Below are 21,614 nucleotides of genomic sequence, written 5' to 3' on the forward strand. Positions count from 1 at the left end.
GCGGGGGCGTTCGGTGGCAGCGGCACCTCAGGCCTGCGCCCGCCCCTTCTCCCGTACCTGGGCGAGGCGCTGGACGCCGATGTGGAGGACCTGCTCGGTGGTGTCCGCGGGGAGGGTGCCGAGGGCGCCGGTGGTGAGGACGATCGCGTCGTCACCGACGCGGACCACGGCGACGTCGAGGGTGAGGGTGCTGGGGTCGGCGTCGGCGGACGCCTGCCAGGTGAGGGCGACCCGCAGGCCCTGCCGTGCGTCCCCGAGCCCGGACAGCCGGGAGTCGGCGACCTGGACGAGTTCGGCACCGGCGGCGGTCGTCTGCGCCGTGAACCGTCCGCAGGTGCCGGGCAGGGTCCGCAGCCAGGCCAGCGTCCGGTCGACGTCGGCGGCGTGGCTCGCGTCGACCTGGTAGCGCAACTGGGCGGCGTCGTCGCCGTCGTCGAGGACGACGCCGGCCTGCGGTCCGGCCGGGGCGCCGACCAGGTCCTCGGCGTACAGGGCGTCGAGCAGCCGCTGGCAGTCCGGTTGCCCGGTGGTCGCCTTGAGCAGCCCGTCGTGCCAGGTGGCGGTGGCGTCGCCGGCCGTCCACGGCACCCCCAGGTCGGCCTCGCCGATCAGCGCGGCCTGCGCCTGGTCGACGGTGAGCACCGGGGGGCCGGGGGCGCCGGGTGAGGCGGCGGGCCGTTCGGCGGCGGCGCGGGCGGAGTCGGAGACGGCGCCCGGGGGCGAGGTGCCCGCCGTACACGCGGAGACGGCGAGCAGCCCGACCACGGCAAGACCGGAGACGGTGACTCTCATGGCGGGGCCTCCCCGGAGACCAGGAGCAGCGGCGGAAACGGCTGCTCCCACGCCACCACCACCCGCCCCCCACCACCACCGCTCCGACCCGACCGGGTGACCCGCCCCATCCGGACGGCCCCCGGGGCTGGTCGTCCTTTCCGGGCGGAAGTGGGCGTCGAGTTCGCGGTCTGGGTCGAGGACGCAGGCTTCTCGGGCCCGAGAGCAGACGGCACGGACCGGGTACTACGACGACCGGCGGCACCGGAGCCGAACAGCCCCGGCGGCGGCATGGAGATGACCGACCCACTCCCGGGAACGGCCGTCCGGGAAGTCCACCAAAGCTGCGGTTCGTCCGGCCGACGGAGATCGATCGACTGCCGATGCACCACACCCAGCGGCTCCGGATCCGTCACTTCCTGGAGCACCGTGAGCGGCCCCGTCTCGGCTGATCGCGCCCGCGACACCCGTTTCCGGGACCGCATAGAGTCGCGCTGACGGAAGGAGCACCCCATGGCCGGTCAGCGGATTCCTGTGGTCATCGACTGTGACACCGGGGTCGACGACGCCCTCGCCCTGCTGTTCGCCGTCCGGCACCCGGGGCTGGAGCTGCGGGCGGTGACCTGTGTCGCCGGGAACACGGACGTGGACGGGGTGGTCCGGAACACCCTGACCGTGCTGGAGCGGGCCGGCGCCGGGGACGTCCCGGTCGCCCGGGGGGCCGAGCGGCCGTTGGTCGAGGCGGTCCGGTCGGCCCGGCACGTGCACGGGGCGGACGGGATGGGCGACCTCGGGCTGCCCGCGCCGACCCGGCGGCCCGTCGACGTCGACGCCGTCACGCTGCTGCGCCGCGAGATCCTCGCCTCGCCCCGGCCGGTCACCCTGATCCCCACCGCGCCGCTCACCAACATCGCCCTGCTGCTGCGCACCCACCCCGAGGTCACCCGGAACATCGAGCGGATCGTGTTCATGGGCGGCGCGGTCGCCACCGGCAACGCCACGCCGGTCGCCGAGTTCAACGTCTGGCACGACCCCGAGGCAGCCGCCGTCCTGCTCACCGCCGGGGTGCCGATCACCATGTACGGCCTGGACGTCTTCCAGCGGGTCGTGGTGCCGGGCGCGGAGGTACGACGGCTGCGCGCGAGCACGGAACCCGGCGCCCGGCTGGCCGGCGACCTGCTCGCCCACCGGCCCGCCGTTCCGAGTTCCGCCGTTCCGAGTTCCGCCGGTGCCGACGGCGACGATCAGGCCGGCGGCCTCGGTGACGCCGGTGCGGTGTGTGCCGTGGCCGACCCGGAGGGACTGACCACCCGGCTGCTGCCGGTCGAGGTGTCGTTGGCCCCCGGCCCGACCCGGGGGCAGACGATCGTCGACCGGCGCGCCCGCCCCGGCGAGGCCGAGATCCACGGCGGTGGCCGGGAGCGGGCCTTGGTGGACGTGGCGCTCGACGTGGACGTGCCGCGGTACGTGCGGCTCTATCTGAGGACGGTCGCGGAGGCGGCCGCGGGGACGGTCGCGGAGCGGGCCGAGGGGGCGGTCACGGGAACGGCTGCGGATGGGCCGGGCGTCCCGGACGGGCCGGGCGGAGACGACTGAGGCGCCCTTGCGCCGTTCGACCACGCCCCCCCGGCCGGGTGGCCGACGGGGCGCCGGCAGCGGTGAGGAGCCGGGCGGCGGCGGTGACCACTCCCGACACGCGTGCGCCCGGCCGTCCGTGACGGCCGGGCGCACGTCGGTGCGGGGCGTCGGCCCGTCAGGCGCGGCTCGCCTTGCGGCGCCGCGTCGCGACGACGATCGCGCCGCCGCCGGCCAGCAGCACGGCCGCGCCGCCCGCCAGGTAGCCGGTGCTCGAGCTGGCGCCGGTGTGGGCGAGGTCGCCGCCACCACCGCTGCCGGAGTCGGTGCTGGGGGCCGAGGCCGGGGTGGTGCTGGACTCGGACGCGGAGGGCGACGGGGTGGCCGTACCGGTCGACGCGCTGTCCGAGGGCGCCGGGGTGGTGGTCTCCTCGGCCGGGGTGGACGGCTGGGCCGGGGTGGACTCCGACGCCGAGGGCGCCGGGGCGGACGGGGACGGGGAGGGCGACGAGGACTCGCTGGTCGAGCAGTCCTTCGTGCCGCCGTTCCAGGAGGCGATCAGCTTGTCCTTGATGACCGCGTGGTCGGGGCCGGCCGGCAGGTCACCGTGGACGAAGCCGTCGTTGGCGTCCTTCCTGCCGTCGAACTTGACGGCGCCCCGGTAGAGGTCGATCTGCGCGAAGCAGCCGGCGTCCGGGACCGCGATGTCGAGGGAGTCGGTCTGGCCCTGCTTGACCGTCACCGAGTCGAAGTCGACGAAGATCTGCTCACCGGAGGTGGCGAAGGTCGGGCCGTGCGCGATGTAGGAGGCGAGCGAGGCGGTGCAGGCGGCGGCGTCACCCGCGGCGCGGACCTTCAGGTGGACCTTGCCGTCCTCGGTGACCTTCAGGTTCTGGTCGTCGACCTTCACCGAGTCGAAGAAGTTCGAGCCGTCGATCGAGAACTGGCACTTGTCCGTGCCGGTCTCCGTGCCGGCCCCGGTGCCGGGGCTGTAGTGGCCGCCGGAGTTCCAGCCGTCACCGCCGGGGGCACCGCCGTGGGCCCAGGCGCCGGAGGCGCCCGCGACGGTGGCGGCACACAGGGCGAACGACGCGACGCCCGTCCCCAGCAGGCGGCGCGCGGTGACATGGCTGGCTATGGACATGGATATCCCATCGTGCGGAGAAGCCGCGTAAGGCAGCGGAAGCGAGGGCACAGCGAAGAAACACCGGGCTCGTCGGTCACATGCGCCACAGTGTGCGGACCATGGTGGTTGGCCTCGCCGAACCCTGTCAACCTGCCTACAGCCAGGGTTCGTTCGGAGATCATCACAACTCCCTCACACAGGGAACGAACGGTTCCGGCCGGGGTGAAGGTTCGCTTTCGCGGCAATATGGACAGACTTCATGTCGGTGTCGCTTCGTCCGAGTCGCTTCGTCCGAAAGGAACACGCGTGGTCGACCTTTCCTCCAGGAACCCCGACTGGTGGCGCCAGGCCGTGATCTACCAGGTGTATCCGCGCAGCTTCGCCGACGCGGACGGCGACGGGCTCGGTGACCTCAAGGGCATCACCGAGCGGCTGTCCCACCTGGGCGCGCTCGGCGTGGACGCCCTGTGGCTCAGCCCGTTCTACCCGTCCGAGCTGGCCGACGGCGGCTACGACGTCGCCGACCACCGGAACGTGGACCCGCGTCTGGGCACCCTCGACGACTTCGACGCGATGGCCGCCGAGGCGCACCGGCTGGGCCTGAAGGTGATCGTCGACATCGTCCCCAACCACACCTCGCACCTGCACCCCTGGTTCCAGGAGGCCCTGCGGGCCGGTCCCGGCTCCCCGGCCCGGGACCGCTACGTCTTCCGGCCCGGCCGCGGCGCGCACGGTGAACTCCCGCCCTCGGACTGGCAGTCGGTGTTCGGTGGCAGCGCCTGGCGGCGGGTCCCGGACGGCGAGTGGTACCTGCACCTCTTCGCGCCCGAACAGCCCGACCTGAACTGGGAGCACGAGGAGGTCCGCGCCGACTTCCGCACCACCCTGCGCTTCTGGTCGGACCGGGGCGTCGACGGCTTCCGGATCGACGTGGCCCACGCCCTGGTGAAGGACCTCGCCGAACCACTGCGGGACGTGGCGGAGTTCGGGGCGACCGGTGAGGAGGCGCTGGAACGGGTGCCGCCCGGCACCCACCCCTACTGGGACCGTGACGAGGTGCACGAGATCTACCGCGACTGGCGCAAGATCTTCGACGCCTACGCCCCGCCCCGCACGGCCGTCGCCGAGGCCTGGGTGCCCGGCGCCCGCCGCGCCCTGTACGCCCGCCCCGACGAACTGGGGCAGGCCTTCAACTTCGAGTACCTGCAAGCTCCCTGGGACGCGGACGCGCTGCGTCAGGTGATCGCCGACTCGCTGGCCACCGCCCGCGCGGCCGGCGCCTCCGCCACCTGGGTGCTGTCCAACCACGACGTCGTCCGGCACGCCTCCCGGCTGTCGCTGCCGGCCGGCACCGACGAGAACGCCTGGCTGCTGTCCGGCGGCCGGGCCCCGGCGGTCGACGCCGAACAGGGCCTGCGGCGGGCGCGCGCCGCCACCCTCCTCATGCTGGCGCTGCCCGGCTCGTCGTACGTCTACCAGGGTGAGGAGCTGGGCCTGCCCGAGGTCGCCGACCTGCCCACGGCCGTCCTCCAGGACCCGATCTGGGAGCAGACGGGCCACGTCCGCAAGGGCCGCGACGGGTGCCGGGTGCCGTTGCCGTGGACGACGGAGGGACCGTCGTACGGCTTCGGCGCGGGCGGCGCCTGGCTGCCGCAGCCCTCGTGGTTCGCGTCGTACGCCGTCGAGGCGCAGGCCGGTGCGGAGGGCTCCACCCTGGAGCTCTACCGCAGCGCGCTGCGGCTGCGCCGCAAGCTGCTCGACGGCGAGACGCTGACCTGGGCCGCGGCCCCCGAGGGTGTGCTGCACTTCGCCCGGTCGGACGGCTGGCGGTGCGTCACGAACGTGTCGCACGCGCCGGTGCCGCTGCCGCCGGGCGAAGTGCTGCTCGCCAGCGTGCCGTTGCCGCTTGACGGCACGCTGCCGTCGGACACCACGGTGTGGCTGGGCGCCTGATCAGCCGGCGGTGGGAGCGGGGGTCCCGCCGTTGCCGACGCCGGCGCCGCTGCCCGTGAAGCCGGGCTCGCCCGGCAGGGCCGGCGGCTTGGTCGTGCTGTTGACCGGCGGGGTGAGCACGACCTGCGGCTGGCCCGGGTCCGGCGGCGGCGGGGTCAGGTCGGTGGCGGGCAGCTTCGGCGGGGTCGTCTCCTGGAAGAGGACCGAGGGGAAGTCGACCAGGCCGGTCTGCTCCATCACCGTGATGTGGTCGAGCACGGTGGCGTTGGCCTGGTCGGCGAGGGTGCGCACCAGGGTGTTCGTGGTGGTGGAACGGACCTTCGCGATGGTGTTGAAGATCGAACCGTGCGTCACGCGCAGGATGTTGGCGAAGTCGGTGTCGAACTTCTTGCCGCTGTCCGCGGTCAGGGTGCTGACGAACCCCTGCTGCTGCGGCGAGGCCACGTTGGGGATGGTGATGTTGAGCATCTGGCTGATCTTGCGGCAGCTGATGTCCAGCGCCGCGTGCCCGTCGATCAGGTGCTTGCTCGCGGTGATGACCGCCGGGGTCGTGCCCTTCTTCAGGCCGAGCTGCCCCACCGGGTACTCCCAGAGTCCGGCCGCGCGCACCTTCACCACGAAGTCCCGGTCGCCCTCGGTCAGGGGCCCCCACTGGGTGTTGGCGATGACTCTGGTGGCGGCGCTGGACGTGGTGTTCACACCCAGCATGCTCGGATAGGCGAGAGCGGCGAGGGTCAGGCTCAGGGCTCCTCCCACGACGAGAGTGCCTGTCGCGTTACGCGAAAAGGGCATCGGTACCTCCGGCCCGGTCGAGGCCCCGCGCACGGCGGGTCGGACGCAGGGAAGTACGGACAGGAAAGCGCTCGAAACCTTTTGATTTGGTAAAGAACTTGTGAGGCGTTGCCCGGCGGTTCTCGTCGGATCCCCATGTCTTCCTCAGGGGACGGTGTGGATTTCCCCTGGTCCATGTGGTCATGACAAAGCTGGGGGCAGGCTTCGCCGCATGCCCCCACACTCCGTGCTTCCCGTGCTGCCCTACCGCAAGCCCACGAAGGGCCGCGACTACTGGGTCTTCGACGACGTCCTGCCCGACGTGGACGCCGTGCGGGAGCGCTGTCTGGCCAAGGACGACTGGGTCCAGGGGTATCCGTACACCTCGGAGACCTGGCCCGGCCTGCGCACCATGCCCGGCCTGGAACCCGCCGAACTCGACGTCGTGGAGGCGCTGGTGCGGCAGGCCACCGGCGCCGGGAAGCTGTGGGTGCAGCAGGCGCCCGGCGGCGGCACCCTGAACCACAACTGCGTGCAGGTGGTCGGCGAGGGCGAGAGCGAGCCGCGCCCGCACACGGACTCGCGGGCGCTGTGCCGGTACGCGGCGGTGCTGTACCTGAACCCCGGGGTGGCCAAGGACTGCGGCACCGCGTTCTACCGCCAGTCGCTGCCCGGCGGCCGGCTCGGCGGCAACGTCGTGCAGGCCCCGCACAACAACCTCGTCGAGGCCCTCGGTACGCGGTTCGTGCCCGGCGACCACTTCGAGGAGGACGTCCGCGTCCCGCACAAGTACAACCGACTGCTCCTCTACAACGCCAACCTCGTGCACAGCGCGACGCGGTACACCGGGAAGACCCTGGAGGAGAAGCGGATGACGGCGGTGTTCTTCTGGATGGCGTGAGCGGCGCCGTTCTGTAACGACGGGTGTGACGTGACCACGACGGGCTCGTGACGGCGATCTCCGAACTTCCCCTGACGGGGCGGCATCGAAAGAGGTGTCCGGCAGAGAGCCGGGGAGAACGCACCGCTGGGGGATCCCATGTCGCACCGCCGTACGCACCTCCGTAAGACCGCCGCCGCCCTGACCGGTGCCGCCGCGCTGATGGCTCTGCTCACCGCGTGCAACGGCACCGCGTCGGGGTCGGTGCACTCCGACGGCGGCACGGCCGCACCGGCGGCCGGTGACGCGACGGGGTCCGGTGCGACCGGCGGGTCGGGTTCGACCGGCGGGTCCGGTTCCGCCGGCGGGTCCGGGTCGGGCGCCGCTGGCACGTCCACGGGTACGACCGGCTCCGGCTCCGGGAGCGGCGGCGGCAGCGGCAGCGGTACGTCGGGTGCGGCCGCCTCCGGGGGCTCCTCCGCCGGTGGTTCCGCCGCCGGCTCTGTGGCCGCCTGCCAGGCCTCCCAGCTCGGCTACTCCTGGGCCGACGCCGGCAGCGGAAGCGGCCAGCAGCACGCCGTGGTCGCGCTCACCAACAAGAGCGGCCACACCTGCACGATGTACGGCTTCCCGGGCGTCGACCTGGTCAACAGCGGCCGGCAGTGGTCGCTCCGGCGGACCGACGCCACCCCGCAGCGGGTCACGCTGGCGAGCGGCGCGGCCGCCCACTTCACCCTGACCTACCTCGTCGCGGAGCAGGGCGACTCCACCGCCTTCACCCCCACCACCGTGGTCATCACCGCGCCGAACCAGCGCACGTCGTACGACCTGCCCTGGCACGGCGGCGCGCTGGTGCTCCAGGACGGTGCGACACACCCCGGGACGTACATCGGCCCGGTCACCCGTTAGGCGCGGGGCTTCGCGGCCCGCGATAATCGGGGCATGGCCCGACCGCACCCGCCCGCCGGACGCCCCCACGGGACACCGGCCGCCGCCAGGTGAAGCTCACCGAGCTGCACCGCCGCCTGCTGCCCGACGTCCTGTCGGCCGGTGCCGCCTGTCCCCTGGCGCTGACCGGCGACTACGCGGCCCAGGCGCACGGCCTGTTCGACCGTCCCGGCCGGACCCTCGACGTCGCGACGCAGCACGCGGCGCCCATGCGGATGATCGCCGGCACGGTGGCGGCGGCGCTGCGCGACCACGGCTGGGGCGTCGTCACCCGCGAGGCGGACCCGCTCTCCGCACAACTCGTGGTCACCGACGTGGTCTCGGGGGACGAGGGCGAGGTCGACATCCTCAAGGAGGCGCTCTGGCACCCCCCGGTCCGCACGGAACTGGGTCTGACCCTGTCCCTGGAGGACGTGGTCGGCATGCGGGTCTGGGCCCTGGCCGACCGCGGCCTGCCCCGTGACCTGCTGATCGTGCACGCCGCGGCGGACCGCTGGTCCCTGCCCGACCTGGAGGACCTGGGCCGCCGGCACGCCCGGGACACCTTCGACCTCGCCGACCTCCAGGCCCGGCTGACGGGCACGGAATGGATGGACGACAGGGAGTTCACGGTCCTCGGCCTGGACGCCGGGGCCGTCACCGCGCTCCGGCTCTGGGCCCAGGGCTGGGCGGACGACATCGCGGAACGCCTGATGGAGGCGCGGCCTCCGGAGGACTGACCCGTACGCCGGGCGCGCGTCGTGCGCCAGGATCACGGGCGGGCGGGCAGCACGGCCCGTCGTCCGAGATCCCACGGAGGCAGAGCCGATGACCACGCCGACCCATCCCGTCGATCACGAACTCGTCCAGGCCGCGGCGCGGGTGGCCCGCACGCGCTGCCGGGGCGAGAACCACACCATGGCGGCCGCGGCCCGGGCCCGGGACGGCCGGATCGTCACGGCGGTGAACGCCTACCACTTCACGGGAGGACCGTGCGCGGAGCTGGTCCTCATCGGTGCGGCGGCCGCCCAGGGCGCCTACGACCTGGACACCGTCGTCGCCGTGGGCGACCGCGACCGGGGCGTCGTACCGCCGTGCGGCAGGTGCCGGCAGGTTCTCCTCGACTACTTCCCGGACCTCAAGGTCATCGTCGGCTCGGGCGACCGCGTCCGGGCCGTCGCCGTCGCCGACCTGCTGCCGGAGACCTACGTCTGGGCCGACCACCAGCTCGACGCCGGCGCGGACCAGCCGCACTGAACCCGCGGGCGGGCGCCGGTCAGCCCGTGGGGAGGCCGACGCGGTCGCGTTCGAGCGCCGAGCGGAGCTCCGCGAGGACCTGTGCGGCGGCCGCTCCCGAAGGGCCGCCCAGAAGGTCCGCGGTCAGCTCCGCCAGCGTCCGGGTGAAGGTCTCCTCCGCCGCCTCGACGAGCCGCAGGCCCTCGTCGGTCAGGTCCAGCAGTGACGAGCGGCGGTCCGCCGGGTTGGTGCGCCGGACCACCCAGGCCTGCTTCTCCAGGCGGTCGGTGCTCTTGCTGGTGGCACCGATCCCGATGGCGAACTCGACGGCGAGGTCCGCCACCCGGGCCCCCGGGTGGTCGCGCAGGAAGCGCAGGGACTCGAACTGCGAGGTGACGATCCCGTGCCGCTCGCGCAGCCGGTCGTTCAGCGCGTTGTACAGGCGCGTCTCGCAGCGGACGAGATCGGAGAAGAAGCCCGGGAGGTCGACCCGGCCACCGCTTGACTTGGATGCCATGGCATATATCTTATCCTAGATTCCTAGGCATATAGTTCCCTGGCATGCAAGCGTTCATGGAGGCGACGATGAGCAGGCGACAGCGCGCGGAGATCGACGCGATGGTCCGGCGGCCCCGGCCCGAGGGCCCCCGGTCGGTGGCGGAGCTCCGTGCGGGGTTCCGGGAGTTGATGGCCGAGATGATCGTCCCGGCCGGGATCCGCACCCGGTCCGTGACGCTCGGCGGGCGGCCCGCGGAGCTCGTCGAACCGGCCGGCGCCGCGCGGGCCGGGACGGTCCTCTACTTCCACGGCGGCGCCTACGTGTTCGGTTCACCGCGGACGGCGATGTCCCTGACGGGCAACCTGGTGGACAGGACGGGGTTCAGGGCGTACTCGCTGGACTACCGGCTGGCCCCCGAGCACCCGTTCCCGGCCGCGGTCGAGGACGGGCTGAGCGCCTACCGCGCTCTCCTCGACGGCGGCGAGGACCCCTCGGCGATCGCGCTCGCCGGGGACTCCGCCGGGGGTGGCCTCGCCGTCACCACCTGCCTCGCCGCCCGCGACGCGGGCCTGCCGGTGCCGGCCGCGATCGTGGGGTTCTCCGCCGGGCTCGACATGACCCGGACGGGCCGGAGCATGGACACCAAGGCGGGGGCCGACCCGTACTTCACCCGTGCGGAGCTGGCGCACACCGGGGACATGTACCTCGCGGGGCAGGATCCGCGCCAGCCGCTGCTCAGCCCCGCCGTCCTCGCCGACCTGACGGGCTTCCCCCCGATGCTGCTGCAGGCGGGTACCAACGAGGTGCTCCTGGACGACTCCACGCGCATGGCGGAGCGCGCCAGGGAGGCCGGGGTGGACGTCGTCCTGGACATCACCGCCGACGTCCCCCATGTCTTCCAGGCCTTCGCGGGCGTTCTGGAGGAAGCCGACGAGGCCCTGGACCGAGCCGCCCTCTTCCTCACCCAGCGCCTGCGCACCGACGCCGCGGGTGTGTGAAGTGGGGTGGCGTGCGGTACGGAGGTAGGGGTCGGTTGCCGGTTCGGTCGTCAGGGTCGTCAGGAGTCGTGTCGTGAGCAGTGTCGCCATCGTGGGGGCCGGGCCGGGGCTGGGGGCCGCGGTCGCCCGGCGGTTCGGGCGGGAGGGGTTCAGGGTGGCGCTGGTCGCCCGGGACGGCGGGCGGCTCGACGCGCTCGTCCGGGAGCTGTCCGGGCTCGGCGTCGAGGCCCGCGGGTACTCCGCCGACGTACGGGATCCGGACGCCCTCGCCGCGGCGCTCGCGCGGGCGGCGGAGGAGCTGGGGACCGTCGAGGTGCTGCAGTACAGCCCCGTGCCGCAGGCCGACTTCATGCGGCCCGTGCTGGAGACCACCCACGCCGACCTGCGCGGGCCGGTCGAGTTCTCGGTGTACGGGCCCGTCGCCGCGGTGCAGCAGGTGCTGCCGGGGATGCGGGAGCTGGGGCGCGGAACCATCCTGTTCGTCAACGGGGGCACCGCCGTCATCCCGCACCCGGACCGGGCCGGGACCTCCGTCGCCTTCGCCGCCGAGAGCGCGTACGGGCACCTCCTGCACGACCGGCTCGCCGGGGAGGGCGTCCACGTGGGGCAGCTGGTCGTTCCCGGGGCGATCGTCCCCGGACATCCGCGCAAGGACCCGGCCGTCCTCGCCGAGACACTCTGGGGGATGCACCGCGACCGGCACGGGTTCCGGCACTACGCCGACGACCTGGAGAGCTGACCCCGCGATCGCCCCTCCGCCTCGTGACCCCCCGTCATCGCGCCATTCGGGCAAACCTGCGCAAACATCACTTGTGAGCCAAAATGGTGTTCGGCCTGATGCTCCCCACCGGGAGCCGGCGATGGCTGAAGGGGGCCAACGATGGCTGTGGAAATTCCTCCGCTCCTCAAGCCCTCCCGGCTGAGAAGCCGTGGAGGCCTGTTCGGTGAGTGCCTGGCGGAGTTCCTCGGGACCTTCGTCCTGATCTCGTTCGGGTGCGGTGTCGTGGCCACGGCCGTCGCGGCACTGCCCGGGTCCGGGCGCGCGGCGACGCCCACGACCATCTTCCTCGCCGCCGGCGACTGGCTCCTGATCACCTGGGGCTGGGCCTTCGCCGTCACCTTCGGCGTCTACGTGGCCGGCGGCGTCAGCGGCGCCCACCTGAACCCGGCGGTGACCCTCGCGTTCGCCGTGCGCCGCAGGTTCCCCTGGGCGAAAGTGGTGCCCTTCTGGGTGTCGCAGGTGCTCGGCGCCCTCACCGGCGCCGCGCTGGTCTACCTCGTCTACCACGACGCGATCAGCGCCTTCGACGCCGCGTCCAAACCGCCCAAGGTCGGCGGCCACACCGAGGCCACCTTCTCGATCTTCGCGACCTTCCCGGCGCCGTACTTCCACGGCGGGACCTGGGGGCCGCTGATCGACCAGATCGTCGGCACCGCCTTCCTGGTGATGCTGATCGTCGCGGTCATCGACATGCGCAACACGGCCGTGGGGGCCAACCTCGGGCCGTTCATCATCGGCCTCGTCGTCGCCGCCATCGGCATGTCCTACGGCGCGAACGCCGGCTACGCCATCAACCCCGCCCGTGACTTCGGGCCGCGGCTGCTCACCTGGTTCGCGGGGTGGAAGAGCTACGCGTTCCCGGGGGACGGGGCCTGGTTCAGCGGCTACTGGTGGATCCCGATCGTCGGTCCGCTGATCGGCGGTGTGATCGGTGTGCTCGTCTACGACCTGTTCATCGGCGACGTGCTGCACGCCCGGCTCCAGCTGGGCGAACTGCCCGAGCCCGGACGCACCCGGCCCACCGTGGACGAGGACTGACGGCCCGGCCGGGCGAGCCGAGGGCGTGCGGGGAGCGCGCGGGCACGTGAAGTACCGTCACGAGGCAGATGCCGATCCGGGACCCGACGGTCGAGCGGCCCCCTCACCCCTGGAGACACGCCATGAGCACCAGTCCCCTGCTGACCGGTCTGCCCGAGCGGCTGGCCGAGCTGCGCGCGCTCTACGAGGACGTGCACGCGCACCCGGAGCTGTCCTTCCAGGAGGTGCGGACCGCGGCCCTGGTGGCCGAGCGGCTGCGGGCGCAGGGCTGGCAGGTCACCGAAGGGGTCGGCGGCACCGGGGTGGTGGGCGTGCTGGCCAACGGGGACGGTCCGGTCGTCCTGCTGCGGGCCGACATGGACGCGCTGCCGGTCACCGAGCGGACCGGGCTGCCGTACGCGTCGACGCACGACGGGGTGATGCACGCGTGCGGGCACGACATGCACGTGGCCTGGCTGCTGGGGGCGACCGGGCAGCTGGCCGCCGTGCGGGACGGGTGGCGCGGCACGGTGGTGGCGGTGTTCCAGCCGGCCGAGGAGGTGGGCGGATCGCCGAAGATGATCGCGGACGGGTTCGCCGACCGGTTCCCACGGCCGGACGTGTGCCTGGCCCAGCATGTCGCGGGCGCACCGGCCGGTCTCGTCGGGACCCGGGCCGGGGCGTTGATGGCGGGCGCGGACAGCCTGCGGGTCACCCTGTTCGGGCGGGGCGGACACGGGTCCACGCCGGAGGCGACCGTCGACCCGGTGGTGCTGGCCGCCGCAGTGGTGCTGCGGCTGCAGACGGTCGTCTCCCGGGAGGTGGCCGCGGGCCAGCAGGCCGTCGTCACGGTCGGCTCGATCCACGGCGGGACCAAGGACAACATCATCCCGGACAGCGTCGAACTGAAGATCAACATACGGTCCACCACGACGGCCGTACGGGAACGGGTGCTGGCGGCCGTCGAGCGGATCGTCCGGGCCGAGGCCGCCGCCTCCGCCGCGCCGCGGGAACCGGAGATCGTCCCCGTCGACTCCTTCCCGGTCACCCACAACGACCCGGAGGCGACCGAGGCCGTCCAGACCGCACTGGCCGCCGAATTCCCCGGCCTCACCTTCGAACTGACGTCACCGGTGCCCAACAGCGAGGACTTCGGCGCCTTCGGTACCGCCCTCGGCGCGCCCTCCGTGTTCTGGTTCGTCGGCGGCACCGACCCGGCGCTCTACGCGGACGTCGACCTGGAGGCCCTGGTCCGCGACGGCATCCCGCCCGAGATCCCCTCCAACCACTCCCCGCACTTCGCCCCCGTCCCGGACCCGACGATCGAGACGGGCGTACGGGCGCTGCTCGCGGCGGCGGCCCACTGGCTGGCCACCTGACCCCCCTGCTTCACCGGGGCCCCTGGTCCAGGGCCGGGCGCAGGTCCGCGCGCCGGCGGATCCCCAACTTGCGGTAGGTGTGCGTGAGATGGGTCTCCACGGTGCGACGGGCCAGATGGAGCAGCGCCGCGATCTCCCCGTTGGTGCGTCCCTCGGCGGCGAGTTCCGCGATCCGGCGCTCGCTGCCGGTGAGGGAGGCGGCGCCGGTGCGGCGCCTGGCCGACCGGGCGCCGCCCTCCCGCAGGCTCCCCTCGGCCAGCTCCACCAGCCGTACGGCGCCCAGCCGTTCGGCGAGCCCGGCGGCCTCCCGCAGACAGTCGCGGGCGCGGGCCGCCTCACCGGCGGCGGCCAGCTGGCGGCCGAGCGCCAGCAGGGCCAGCGCCGGTTCGGTACCGGCCGGACCGGCGTCCCGCAGCAGGCGTACGGCCTCCTCGGTGAGTTCCAGGCCGCGCCGGCCACCGGTGGCCGTACCGAGGACGCGCAGCGCCCGGCCCACCGTGCGCGGGGTGTCCCAGACGCGGGCCAGCCGCAGCTCCTCCTCGGCGAGGGCGATGGCCTCCAGGGGGCGGCCCAGGGCCAGCCGGCACTCGGCGGCGGCCGTCCGCCAGGGGGTGACCACGGGGCTGACCACCTCCCGGGCCGCCTGGCGGCGTCCGCACTCCAGGAAGTCGAGCAGCGCGGCGGCCGGGTCGCCGGCGGCGGCCCGCACCACTCCGCGCGCGTAGAGGAACCGGTTCAGCTCCCAGGAGTCCGCCGCGTCCCGCAGGTCGAGCCCGGCGACCAGTTCCATCGCCCGCGCGGTACGGCCCGTCTCCACGAGGGCGACGAGCAGGTGCGCGTGCGCGTTGGTCGGCGCGAGCGACTCCGGGACGACGGCCGGGCGGGTGTGGTCGGCGCGGGCCGCCGCGATGTCCGTACGGCAGTTGATCAGGGCCTGGTGCATGGGGTGCAGCAGGTCGGGGCGCTGCCCGGCCAGACCGCGGTCCACCAGCCGCTCCGCCTCGTCGAGTTCGTCGGCCCACTGGGCGACCGTGGCCGCCGTACCGACCAGGAACGGCTCGGTGAGCGGGTCGGCGGGCGCGGCGAGCAGGGTGCGCAGCTCCCGCATCGCCTCCCGGGCCGAGGTGAGCCCGGCGGACGCCGAGTGCCGTACGAGCAGGGCCCGGTCCGCCGTGCCGACCAGTTCCGGGGAGCGGTCGGCCGTCTCGGACAGCCGCCGGTAGAGCTCCTGCCGTACCTCCTGGTCCTGGTCGGACAGGAGCACGGAGGCGGTGTGCAGGGTCCGGGTCAGGTCGGGGCGGCCGGTCAGCTCGCCGTCCACGGACCGCAGCAGCTCGACCGCCTTGCGGGTGCGGCCCCGGCCGGTCAGCGCGGTACCGAGGGCGACGGCCGCGCGCACCCGGTTCTGCGGGGTGGCGGGCAGCCGGACCGCCTCGGCGAGCCGGGGTATCGCGGCGGACGAGCGGGGCGCCGCGTACTCCAGTGAGCCCAGTTCGGTCAGCAGCCGCTGCCGGTGGTGGTCGGCGAGGGGCTCCTCCAGGGCGCGGCGCAGATAGCCGACGGCGTCCTCGGCGCGGTCCTCGTACAGGGCGACGGCCGCCGCGTCCTGGAGCAGCGGCGGTACCCAGGGGGCGCCCACCGGCCCGGTCGACAGCAGCCGGCGGGCGACGGCCTCGGCGGGCGCGTCCTGGCGCAGCATCGCCTCGGCGACGGCCCGGTGCGCGGTGCGGCGGCGGGCCGCGGGGACGCCGGCGAGCACCGCGTCGCGCAGCAGGGGGTGCGGGTAGTGCGGGCGGCCGTCGGGACCGAGCGTGAGCAGGCCGAGGTTGGTCATGGCGGTGAGCCAGCCGGCCACCCGGGTCGGGTCGGCGTCGGCCAGCTCGGCGAGGAGCGGGGTGACTTCGTTGTCGGGGAGGCCGGTGCCGGGGACGCCGGTACCGGGGTCCTCCTCCAGGACGGCGAGGGCACGGGCGACCTCGGTGGTGGCCGGACCCGCGCTGTCCAGCCACCAGCGGACGGCCGCCGGGTAGGCGCCGGGGTAGAGGGCGGCGGTCGTCTCGGGCACCTCCGGGTGCCGGGCGGTGTCGAGGTCGTCCAGGAGGGCGCGCAGCAGCAGGGGGCTGCCGGCCGCCGCGTGCACGCAGTCGTCGACCCAGGACCGGGGCGCGTCGGGGAACCGGTCACGCACCCGGGCCGCGGCCGCCGCGGGGGTGAGGGGGGCGAGGGTGTGGGTGCGGACCAGCGCCGGGGGGAGGGTGTGGGCGAAGCCCGGGGTGGGCGGGTCGAGGTCGTACTGGCTGCGCTCGCTGACCACGAGCAGGATCGGTAAGCGGTCTATGTGCCGGGCGGCCTCCACCAGCCAGCGGTGCGAGGGGGCGTCGGCGAGGTGCACGTCGTCCACGGAGACGAGGAGAGGGGAAGCGTCGGCGTAGGCGCGCAGCAGCCGCCAGAGCCCGGCGGCGGTGGACCGCTCGTCGCCGTCGACCGCGAGGTCGGCGAACTCCGGCACCGAGCCGAGGAGTTGGAGGACGGTGGCGAAGGAGATGGGGGTGTCGGCCGGGGAGCAGCGGGCGCGGAGCGTGCGCAGGCCGAGGGTGGTCGCCTGGGCGGCGGCGGCTTCCAGGACGGTGGTGCGGCCGGTTCCGGTGGCGCCCCGGAGCAGCACGAGCCGGCCGCTGCCGGTCCGCGTGCGCTCGGCCTCCTCGGCCAACAGGGCTGTGGCGGCGGCGAGTTCAGGGGACGGATGGGTCATTCCTGGCTCCTCGCGGTGCGCTGGTGTTCGGAGGGTTAGAGGCGGTGGGGGTGGGACAGGTTGTGGAGGGGCGCGGGTGGGCCGGGGTTTGTTGCGTGGACGGCACATTTGATACGGGGCTGTGGATGTGGGTCAGGGGGGTCGTGTGTCGGCCGCGGGCCGGTGGGGGCCGTTCGCCCAGTTCCCCGCGCCCCCAGACAGGGGCGCGGGGAACTGCGCGACCAGCCACCACGCACCCGCGGCCGACACACGCCCCCCCCGGCTCTCACCCCTTCCCACCCCACATCTCGTGGTCCCTGTCGTGGTGCTCCACGATTGTCGCTGCCCCTTTGGGCACAGCAGGCTGGAGTAATCCCGCCTGTCACCGTTCCCTCAGGGGTGACGGGCACGTGTCCATAGGGGAAGCGGTTGGCAAGCCACAGCTCATCTGCGTCGGTCGGGCGCACGCCCGTCACCGTGTACGCACCGGACCCCATCTCCCGTGAGGGCGCGCTCAGCCAGCTGCGCCGGCACCCGGAGATCGAGGTCCGCGAGGAGTCCGAGGGCGGCCCCGGCACGGTCGCGCTGCTCATCAGCGACGGCCTCGACGAACCGGTGCTGACCAGGCTGCGCCGGGTGGTGCGCAGCGAGGGCGCCCGGGCCGTGCTCGTCGTCGGGGCGCTGCGCGAGACGGAGTTGCTCGATGTCATCGAGTGCGGGGTGGGCGCCATCGTCTGGCGCCACGAGGCCACCGAACTCCGGGTCGCCCAGGCGGTGCTGGCGGCGGCGCGGGGCGACGGCGACCTGCCCGCCGACCTGCTCGGCAGGCTCATCAACCAGGTCGGCACGTTGCACCGTAACGCCGCCGGGCGTCCGGGCGCTCCGGCGTCCGGACTGTCCGCCCGGGAGGTGGACGTACTGCGGCTGGTCGCCGAGGGGCTCGACACCGGTGAGATCGCCAGCAAGCTGTCCTACTCCGAGCGCACCGTCAAGAACGTCATGCACGGGCTGACGACCCGACTGCACCTGCGCAACCGGGCCCACGCCGTGGCCCATGCCCTCCGGGAAGGCTACATCTGACCGAACGGGCAGCGGGCACCGGCTCCGGGGCAGCGCGGTCTGCCCGGCGGTGCCTGCGGGGTGCGCCCGGCGGGCGGCAGGATGGAAGCTGGGCGACAGGTGAGCCAGGGAGCGGTGAGTTCGGCGTGATCCACGAGGTGGACCAGGTTCTGCGGAACCTGCTGACCGGGGGCGCGCTGGAGGGCTCCGGCATCGACGTCTCCTTCGACGCACCGACCCGTGACTGGTCGGCGCGCCGCAACGGCCCCGTGATCAACACCTATCTGTACGACATCCGGGAGGACGTGAACCGGCGGCAGCGCGGGCACATCGACATCCGCGACGAGCGGGACGTCGTCGTCAAGCGCCGCCAGCCGCCCCGCTGGTTCCGGCTGTCGTACCTGGTGACGGCGTGGACCAAGCGGCCCGAGGACGAGCACCGGCTGATCAGCGCGGTACTGGCGACGCTGATCCCGAGGGAGCTGATCCATCCCTCCGAACTTCCGGGTTCGCTCGGCGCGTTGGGGCTGACGGTCCCGCTGTCCTGCGCCGGCATCCAGTCCGAGGCGCGCTCCCTCGCCGAGATCTGGTCGGCGCTCGGCGGTGAGCTGAAGCCGTCCCTGGACGTCGTGATCACCGCGCCCTTCCCGGCCTACCCCGAGTACGACGCGGGGCCGCCCGTCACCGAGGGCGCCGTCGTCCGGGTACGGGACGGACTGGACGAGGCCGCCCCCGTGCTGGAGGAGCGCGCGCACCGGCCCGGCCAGGTCGCCGAGGCCCGTGCCGTCCGTGAGGGGCGCGCGTGACCCTGGACGTCTCCCTGGAGCCGGTCGCCCCGCTGCTGGCCAGGCTGGCCGGCCTGCGCGAGCGGACCGCCGCCCTCGTCGAGCACCGCTCGGCAGGCGATCCCACGGCCACCGACCCGCTGCGCGGCCTCTACCTCTCCGAGGAGGCGGTACGGCACCTGCTGAGCCCGGCGCCGGAACCGGCCGAACTTCCCTCCCTGGGCGAGGACTTCCCGGACCGGCTCGCCGAACTCGCCACCCGCCTGCGGCTCACCCACCTCGACGCCGCGATCCTCCTCATCGCCCTCGCGCCGGACCTGGACCGCACCTTCGAGCCGCTGTACGGCTACCTCAACGACGACGTCGGCCGGCGTCGCGCCACCACCGGTCTCGCCCTCGACCTGTACGGCGTCCCCGCCCACCTCGCCGCGGCTCGCGCCCGGTTCCATCCGACGGCCCCGCTCACCGCGCTCGGCCTGCTCACCGTGGAGGAACCCGAACGCCCCTTCCTGAGCCGCTCGTTGCGCATCCCCGACCGGGTGCTGGCCCATCTCCTGGGCGACGACACCCCGGCCCCGGAACTCTCCGGACTGCTGCGGGAGCCGTCGTACGACGAGTTCGCCGCCGATCGCGACGACAGCGGCGCGGAGTTCGTGCGGCGGCTGGCCGGGTGGGCCGGGGGCGGGGCCGGGTTCGTCTATCTGCGGGAGCGGCGGGAGGGGGAGGGACTCGGGTGTGCGGTGGCGGCCCTGCGGCACGCGGGGACGGCCGCCTGGCGGTGTACCGCGGCGACCGAGGAACAGGTCCCCGGGCTGCTGCTGGAGGCGCGGCTGAGCGGGCGGGCGCTGCTCGTCGAGGCCGGCGCCGACCCCGGCCCGCTGGTGCGGGCGCTGGGCACCGCGGCCGGTGACGTGACCGTCCTGCTGACCGCCGCCCACCCCTACGACCCCCAGTGGTGCGACCGCCGCGACCCCCTCGTCCTGGAGGTCCCCTCCCGGCAGGCCTCCGCCCTGGACGCCTGGGCGGCCGCCCTGCCCGCCGACCCCGGCTTCGACCTCGCGACCACCGTCGCCCCGTACCACCTGGGCGGCGACCGGCTGGCCCGCGCGGCCCGCGCCGCGCAGGACCTCGCCGCCTTCGACGGCACCCCGCTGGCCGCCGGGCACCTGCGGCTGGCCGCCCGCCAGCAGTCGGCGTCCGGGCTCGAACAGCACGCCCGCCGGATCCGGCCCGCCGTCGACTGGCGGGACCTGGTGCTCCCCGAACGCCCGCTCACCGAACTGCGGGAACTCGCGCTGCGGGCCCGGCACCGCGACCGGGTGCTTGGCGACTGGCGGCTGAGTGCCGGCGGCGGCCGGGGCCGCGGGGTGCTGGGGCTGTTCGCCGGGGAGTCCGGGACGGGCAAGACGCTGTCCGCCGAGGTGGTGGCGGCCGAACTCGGCCTGGACCTCTACGTCGTGCAGCTCTCCTCCGTCGTCGACAAGTACGTCGGCGAGACCGAGAAGAACCTGGAGCGGATCTTCACCGAGGCGGACCGCACGGACGCCGTGCTGCTCTTCGACGAGGCCGACGCCGTCTTCGGCAAGCGTTCCGAGGTCAAGGACGCCCACGACCGCTACGCCAACCTGGAGTCGGCGTACCTGTTGCAGCGCCTGGAGGCCTTCAACGGCATCGCGCTGCTGACCACCAACCTGCGTGCCAACATCGACGAGGCCTTCACCCGCCGCCTCGACCTGGTGATCGACTTCCCGTTCCCCGACGAGGAGCAGCGGCTGGCCCTGTGGCACCACGGGCTGGCGCACGTCCCGAGCGAGGAGGACATGGACCTGCGCCCGCTGGCCCGGGACTTCGAGCTGGCGGGCGGTTCGATCCGGAGCGCGGTGGTGACCGCCGCCTATCTGGCCGCCGGCCGTGCGGAGCGGGTCTCGGCGGCCGACCTCCTGGAAGGCGCCCGCCGCGAGTACCGCAAGGCGGGCCGCCTGGTGCCCGGGAGCTGGTGACCCCAGAAGGGCCCGAGGGCGTGTTGCGAAAGTCCCGTCGTCCGCCCGGCGCGCGGCAGGCGGGACTTTCGCAACACGCCCTAGTCGCCGGACGGCCGGACGATCTTCCATTCCTGGTCGTCCGTGTTCGAGCAGTAGTACAGGGTCAGGTTGGTGCCGTTGCCGCCGGTGCTGAAGCCGGCCACGTCCAGGCAGAGGTTGTCGCTGGCGAAGTTGCGGATCCAGTAGGCGCCGCTGGGCTGCTTCTCGACCCACCAGAGCTGGTTGTCGGCCTTCGTGCCGTCGCACTTGTACTCGGTGATCGGCGCGGACAGCCGGGCGGACCCGTAGCCGGGCAGGTCCATGCAGAGCTGGTCCTTGGCGTTGCGGATCTGGAAGAGCGCGGCCGACCCGGGCCCGTCCTTCGGATAGCGCACCTCCAGGTCCCACAGCTGGTTGTCGGCGGTGGTCTGGTCGCAGGTGAACTCCTCCACCGGCCCGTCGCTGGTGCCGTCGCCGTAGCCGGGGATGTCCGCGCACTTCCTCGTCGTCGTGTTGAGCAGCAGGACGTTCGTGGCCGGTACGACCGGTTTCGCGGTCTTCTTCTTCGGCTTGGGCGCCGCCTGACCCTGGCCGCCTCCGCCGCCCGACTGCGTGTCCGGCGAGGCGGGGGCGTCGTTCGCCGGCTGCTGCGCGACCGCGGACGGTGTGGGCGCGGGGGCGGCCACCAGTGGGGCACTGGCCGAGGGGCTGGGGGCGAGGGTGCTGACGCCTGCTTCCTGGACCTGTTCCTGGGCGAGGCTTTTGACCTGGGGTTTGTAGTTGAACCAGATGAGGGCGAAGGTGATGGCGAGGGCGAGGAGGGTGCCGAAGAGGGTGGCGAGCCAGCGGGGCAGGAAGCCGCGCTGGACGTAGGTTCCGTCGATCTGTTCCGGTTGGACTCCGGAGCGTTGGACGGTGAGCCGGTAGGGGCGTTGTTCTTTGGGGCCGAACCAGATGATTTTGCGGGGTTTGAGGGTGGCGTCGATGAAGGCGGCGCGGCCGGGTTGGATCTGGACGTTGCTGGGGTGGAGGTCGTAGGTGAGCTGGTCGCCGTTGTCGTTTCCGCTGACGGAGGCGGTGAGTTTGGTGTTGCCGAGGTTGTCGA

At 73.7% G+C, this 21,614-nt stretch carries 19 protein-coding genes and 1 pseudogene; 14 read left to right on the forward strand and 6 right to left on the reverse strand.

The window, feature by feature from the left end; genetic code table 11:
• Positions 1–27 precede the first annotated feature (27 nt).
• A complete protein-coding gene (locus AB0G52_RS04365) occupies positions 28–792 on the reverse strand; it encodes a hypothetical protein (protein WP_361333537.1) in 765 nt (254 codons plus the stop codon).
• Between the two features lie 211 nt (positions 793–1,003).
• Between AB0G52_RS04365 and AB0G52_RS04370 the strand changes: the two are divergent.
• Together AB0G52_RS04370 and AB0G52_RS04375 are read left to right on the forward strand one after the other, a co-directional pair.
• Positions 1,004–1,223 (forward strand): annotated as a pseudogene (locus tag AB0G52_RS04370) (hypothetical protein); the annotation flags it as partial.
• A gap of 61 nt (positions 1,224–1,284) precedes the next feature.
• Positions 1,285–2,367, forward strand: coding sequence for a nucleoside hydrolase (locus tag AB0G52_RS04375; RefSeq protein WP_132888507.1), 1,083 nt, complete (start codon positions 1,285–1,287; stop codon positions 2,365–2,367).
• A gap of 157 nt (positions 2,368–2,524) precedes the next feature.
• Here AB0G52_RS04375 and AB0G52_RS04380 read toward each other — a convergent pair whose 3' ends face one another.
• Positions 2,525–3,490, reverse strand: coding sequence for an LAETG motif-containing sortase-dependent surface protein (locus AB0G52_RS04380; RefSeq protein WP_132888508.1), 966 nt, complete (start codon positions 3,488–3,490; stop codon positions 2,525–2,527).
• Between the two features lie 288 nt (positions 3,491–3,778).
• On the opposite strand from AB0G52_RS04380, the gene AB0G52_RS04385 reads away from it, so the two are divergent.
• Positions 3,779–5,425, forward strand: a complete 1,647-nt coding sequence (locus AB0G52_RS04385) for a glycoside hydrolase family 13 protein (RefSeq protein WP_361333541.1) — start codon at positions 3,779–3,781, stop codon at positions 5,423–5,425.
• Here the strand turns inward: AB0G52_RS04385 and AB0G52_RS04390 are convergent, their stop codons facing one another.
• Positions 5,426–6,217, reverse strand: coding sequence for a DUF4142 domain-containing protein (locus AB0G52_RS04390; RefSeq protein WP_207921688.1), 792 nt, complete (start codon positions 6,215–6,217; stop codon positions 5,426–5,428).
• A 211-nt stretch (positions 6,218–6,428) separates the two neighbouring features.
• Here AB0G52_RS04390 and AB0G52_RS04395 point away from each other — a divergent pair, with 211 nt between their 5' ends.
• From AB0G52_RS04395 to AB0G52_RS04410, 4 genes are all read left to right on the forward strand, one after another.
• Positions 6,429–7,097: a DUF6445 family protein gene (locus AB0G52_RS04395; RefSeq protein WP_132888511.1), complete on the forward strand. Its 669-nt coding sequence runs from the start codon at positions 6,429–6,431 to the stop codon at positions 7,095–7,097.
• A 138-nt stretch (positions 7,098–7,235) separates the two neighbouring features.
• Entirely contained in the window at positions 7,236–7,985 is a 750-nt protein-coding gene (locus AB0G52_RS04400; protein WP_361333545.1) for a DUF4232 domain-containing protein, read from the forward strand.
• Between the two features lie 89 nt (positions 7,986–8,074).
• A complete protein-coding gene (locus AB0G52_RS04405) occupies positions 8,075–8,743 on the forward strand; it encodes a hypothetical protein (RefSeq protein ID WP_132888513.1) in 669 nt (222 codons plus the stop codon).
• 88 nt (positions 8,744–8,831) lie between these two features.
• Positions 8,832–9,260 carry a cytidine deaminase gene (locus AB0G52_RS04410; RefSeq protein ID WP_132888514.1) on the forward strand — a complete coding sequence of 143 codons (429 nt, stop codon included), beginning with the start codon at positions 8,832–8,834 and terminating at the stop codon, positions 9,258–9,260.
• A gap of 19 nt (positions 9,261–9,279) precedes the next feature.
• Here the strand turns inward: AB0G52_RS04410 and AB0G52_RS04415 are convergent, their stop codons facing one another.
• Complete coding sequence (locus tag AB0G52_RS04415; RefSeq protein WP_132888515.1) at positions 9,280–9,756, reverse strand: MarR family transcriptional regulator; 477 nt, start codon at positions 9,754–9,756, stop codon at positions 9,280–9,282.
• A 68-nt stretch (positions 9,757–9,824) separates the two neighbouring features.
• Here AB0G52_RS04415 and AB0G52_RS04420 point away from each other — a divergent pair, with 68 nt between their 5' ends.
• The 4 genes from AB0G52_RS04420 (at position 9,825) to AB0G52_RS04435 (ending at position 13,913) form a co-directional block, all read left to right on the forward strand.
• A complete protein-coding gene (locus tag AB0G52_RS04420; protein WP_132888598.1) occupies positions 9,825–10,736 on the forward strand; it encodes an alpha/beta hydrolase in 912 nt (303 codons plus the stop codon).
• Positions 10,737–10,809: 73 nt separating this feature from the next.
• A complete protein-coding gene (locus tag AB0G52_RS04425; protein WP_361333549.1) occupies positions 10,810–11,475 on the forward strand; it encodes an SDR family NAD(P)-dependent oxidoreductase in 666 nt (221 codons plus the stop codon).
• A gap of 141 nt (positions 11,476–11,616) precedes the next feature.
• Positions 11,617–12,555, forward strand: coding sequence for an MIP/aquaporin family protein (locus AB0G52_RS04430; protein ID WP_132888517.1), 939 nt, complete (start codon positions 11,617–11,619; stop codon positions 12,553–12,555).
• Between the two features lie 122 nt (positions 12,556–12,677).
• Positions 12,678–13,913: an amidohydrolase gene (locus AB0G52_RS04435; RefSeq protein WP_361333552.1), complete on the forward strand. Its 1,236-nt coding sequence runs from the start codon at positions 12,678–12,680 to the stop codon at positions 13,911–13,913.
• A gap of 10 nt (positions 13,914–13,923) precedes the next feature.
• Here AB0G52_RS04435 and AB0G52_RS04440 read toward each other — a convergent pair whose 3' ends face one another.
• The gene (locus AB0G52_RS04440; RefSeq protein ID WP_361333555.1) at positions 13,924–16,665 is read right to left on the reverse strand and encodes a LuxR C-terminal-related transcriptional regulator; all 2,742 of its coding nucleotides are present in this window, start codon (positions 16,663–16,665) and stop codon (positions 13,924–13,926) included.
• A 408-nt stretch (positions 16,666–17,073) separates the two neighbouring features.
• On the opposite strand from AB0G52_RS04440, the gene AB0G52_RS04445 reads away from it, so the two are divergent.
• The 3 genes from AB0G52_RS04445 to AB0G52_RS04455 all read left to right on the forward strand — a co-directional run bounded on the left by AB0G52_RS04445 (position 17,074) and on the right by AB0G52_RS04455 (position 20,488).
• Entirely contained in the window at positions 17,074–17,724 is a 651-nt protein-coding gene (locus tag AB0G52_RS04445) for a response regulator transcription factor (protein WP_132888520.1), read from the forward strand.
• A 125-nt stretch (positions 17,725–17,849) separates the two neighbouring features.
• The gene (locus tag AB0G52_RS04450; RefSeq protein WP_132888521.1) at positions 17,850–18,509 is read left to right on the forward strand and encodes a DUF4255 domain-containing protein; all 660 of its coding nucleotides are present in this window, start codon (positions 17,850–17,852) and stop codon (positions 18,507–18,509) included.
• Entirely contained in the window at positions 18,506–20,488 is a 1,983-nt protein-coding gene (locus AB0G52_RS04455) for an ATP-binding protein (protein WP_361333559.1), read from the forward strand. Before AB0G52_RS04450 ends, AB0G52_RS04455 begins: the two co-directional genes overlap by 4 nt.
• An 80-nt stretch (positions 20,489–20,568) precedes the next feature.
• On the opposite strand, the gene AB0G52_RS04460 is transcribed toward AB0G52_RS04455, so the two are convergent.
• A partial coding sequence (locus AB0G52_RS04460) for an RICIN domain-containing protein (RefSeq protein ID WP_361333562.1) occupies positions 20,569–21,614 on the reverse strand: 1,046 nt, incomplete at its 5' end.

Source organism: Streptomyces sp. NPDC021562, from assembly GCF_040640875.1.
Classification (GTDB): domain Bacteria; phylum Actinomycetota; class Actinomycetes; order Streptomycetales; family Streptomycetaceae; genus Streptomyces.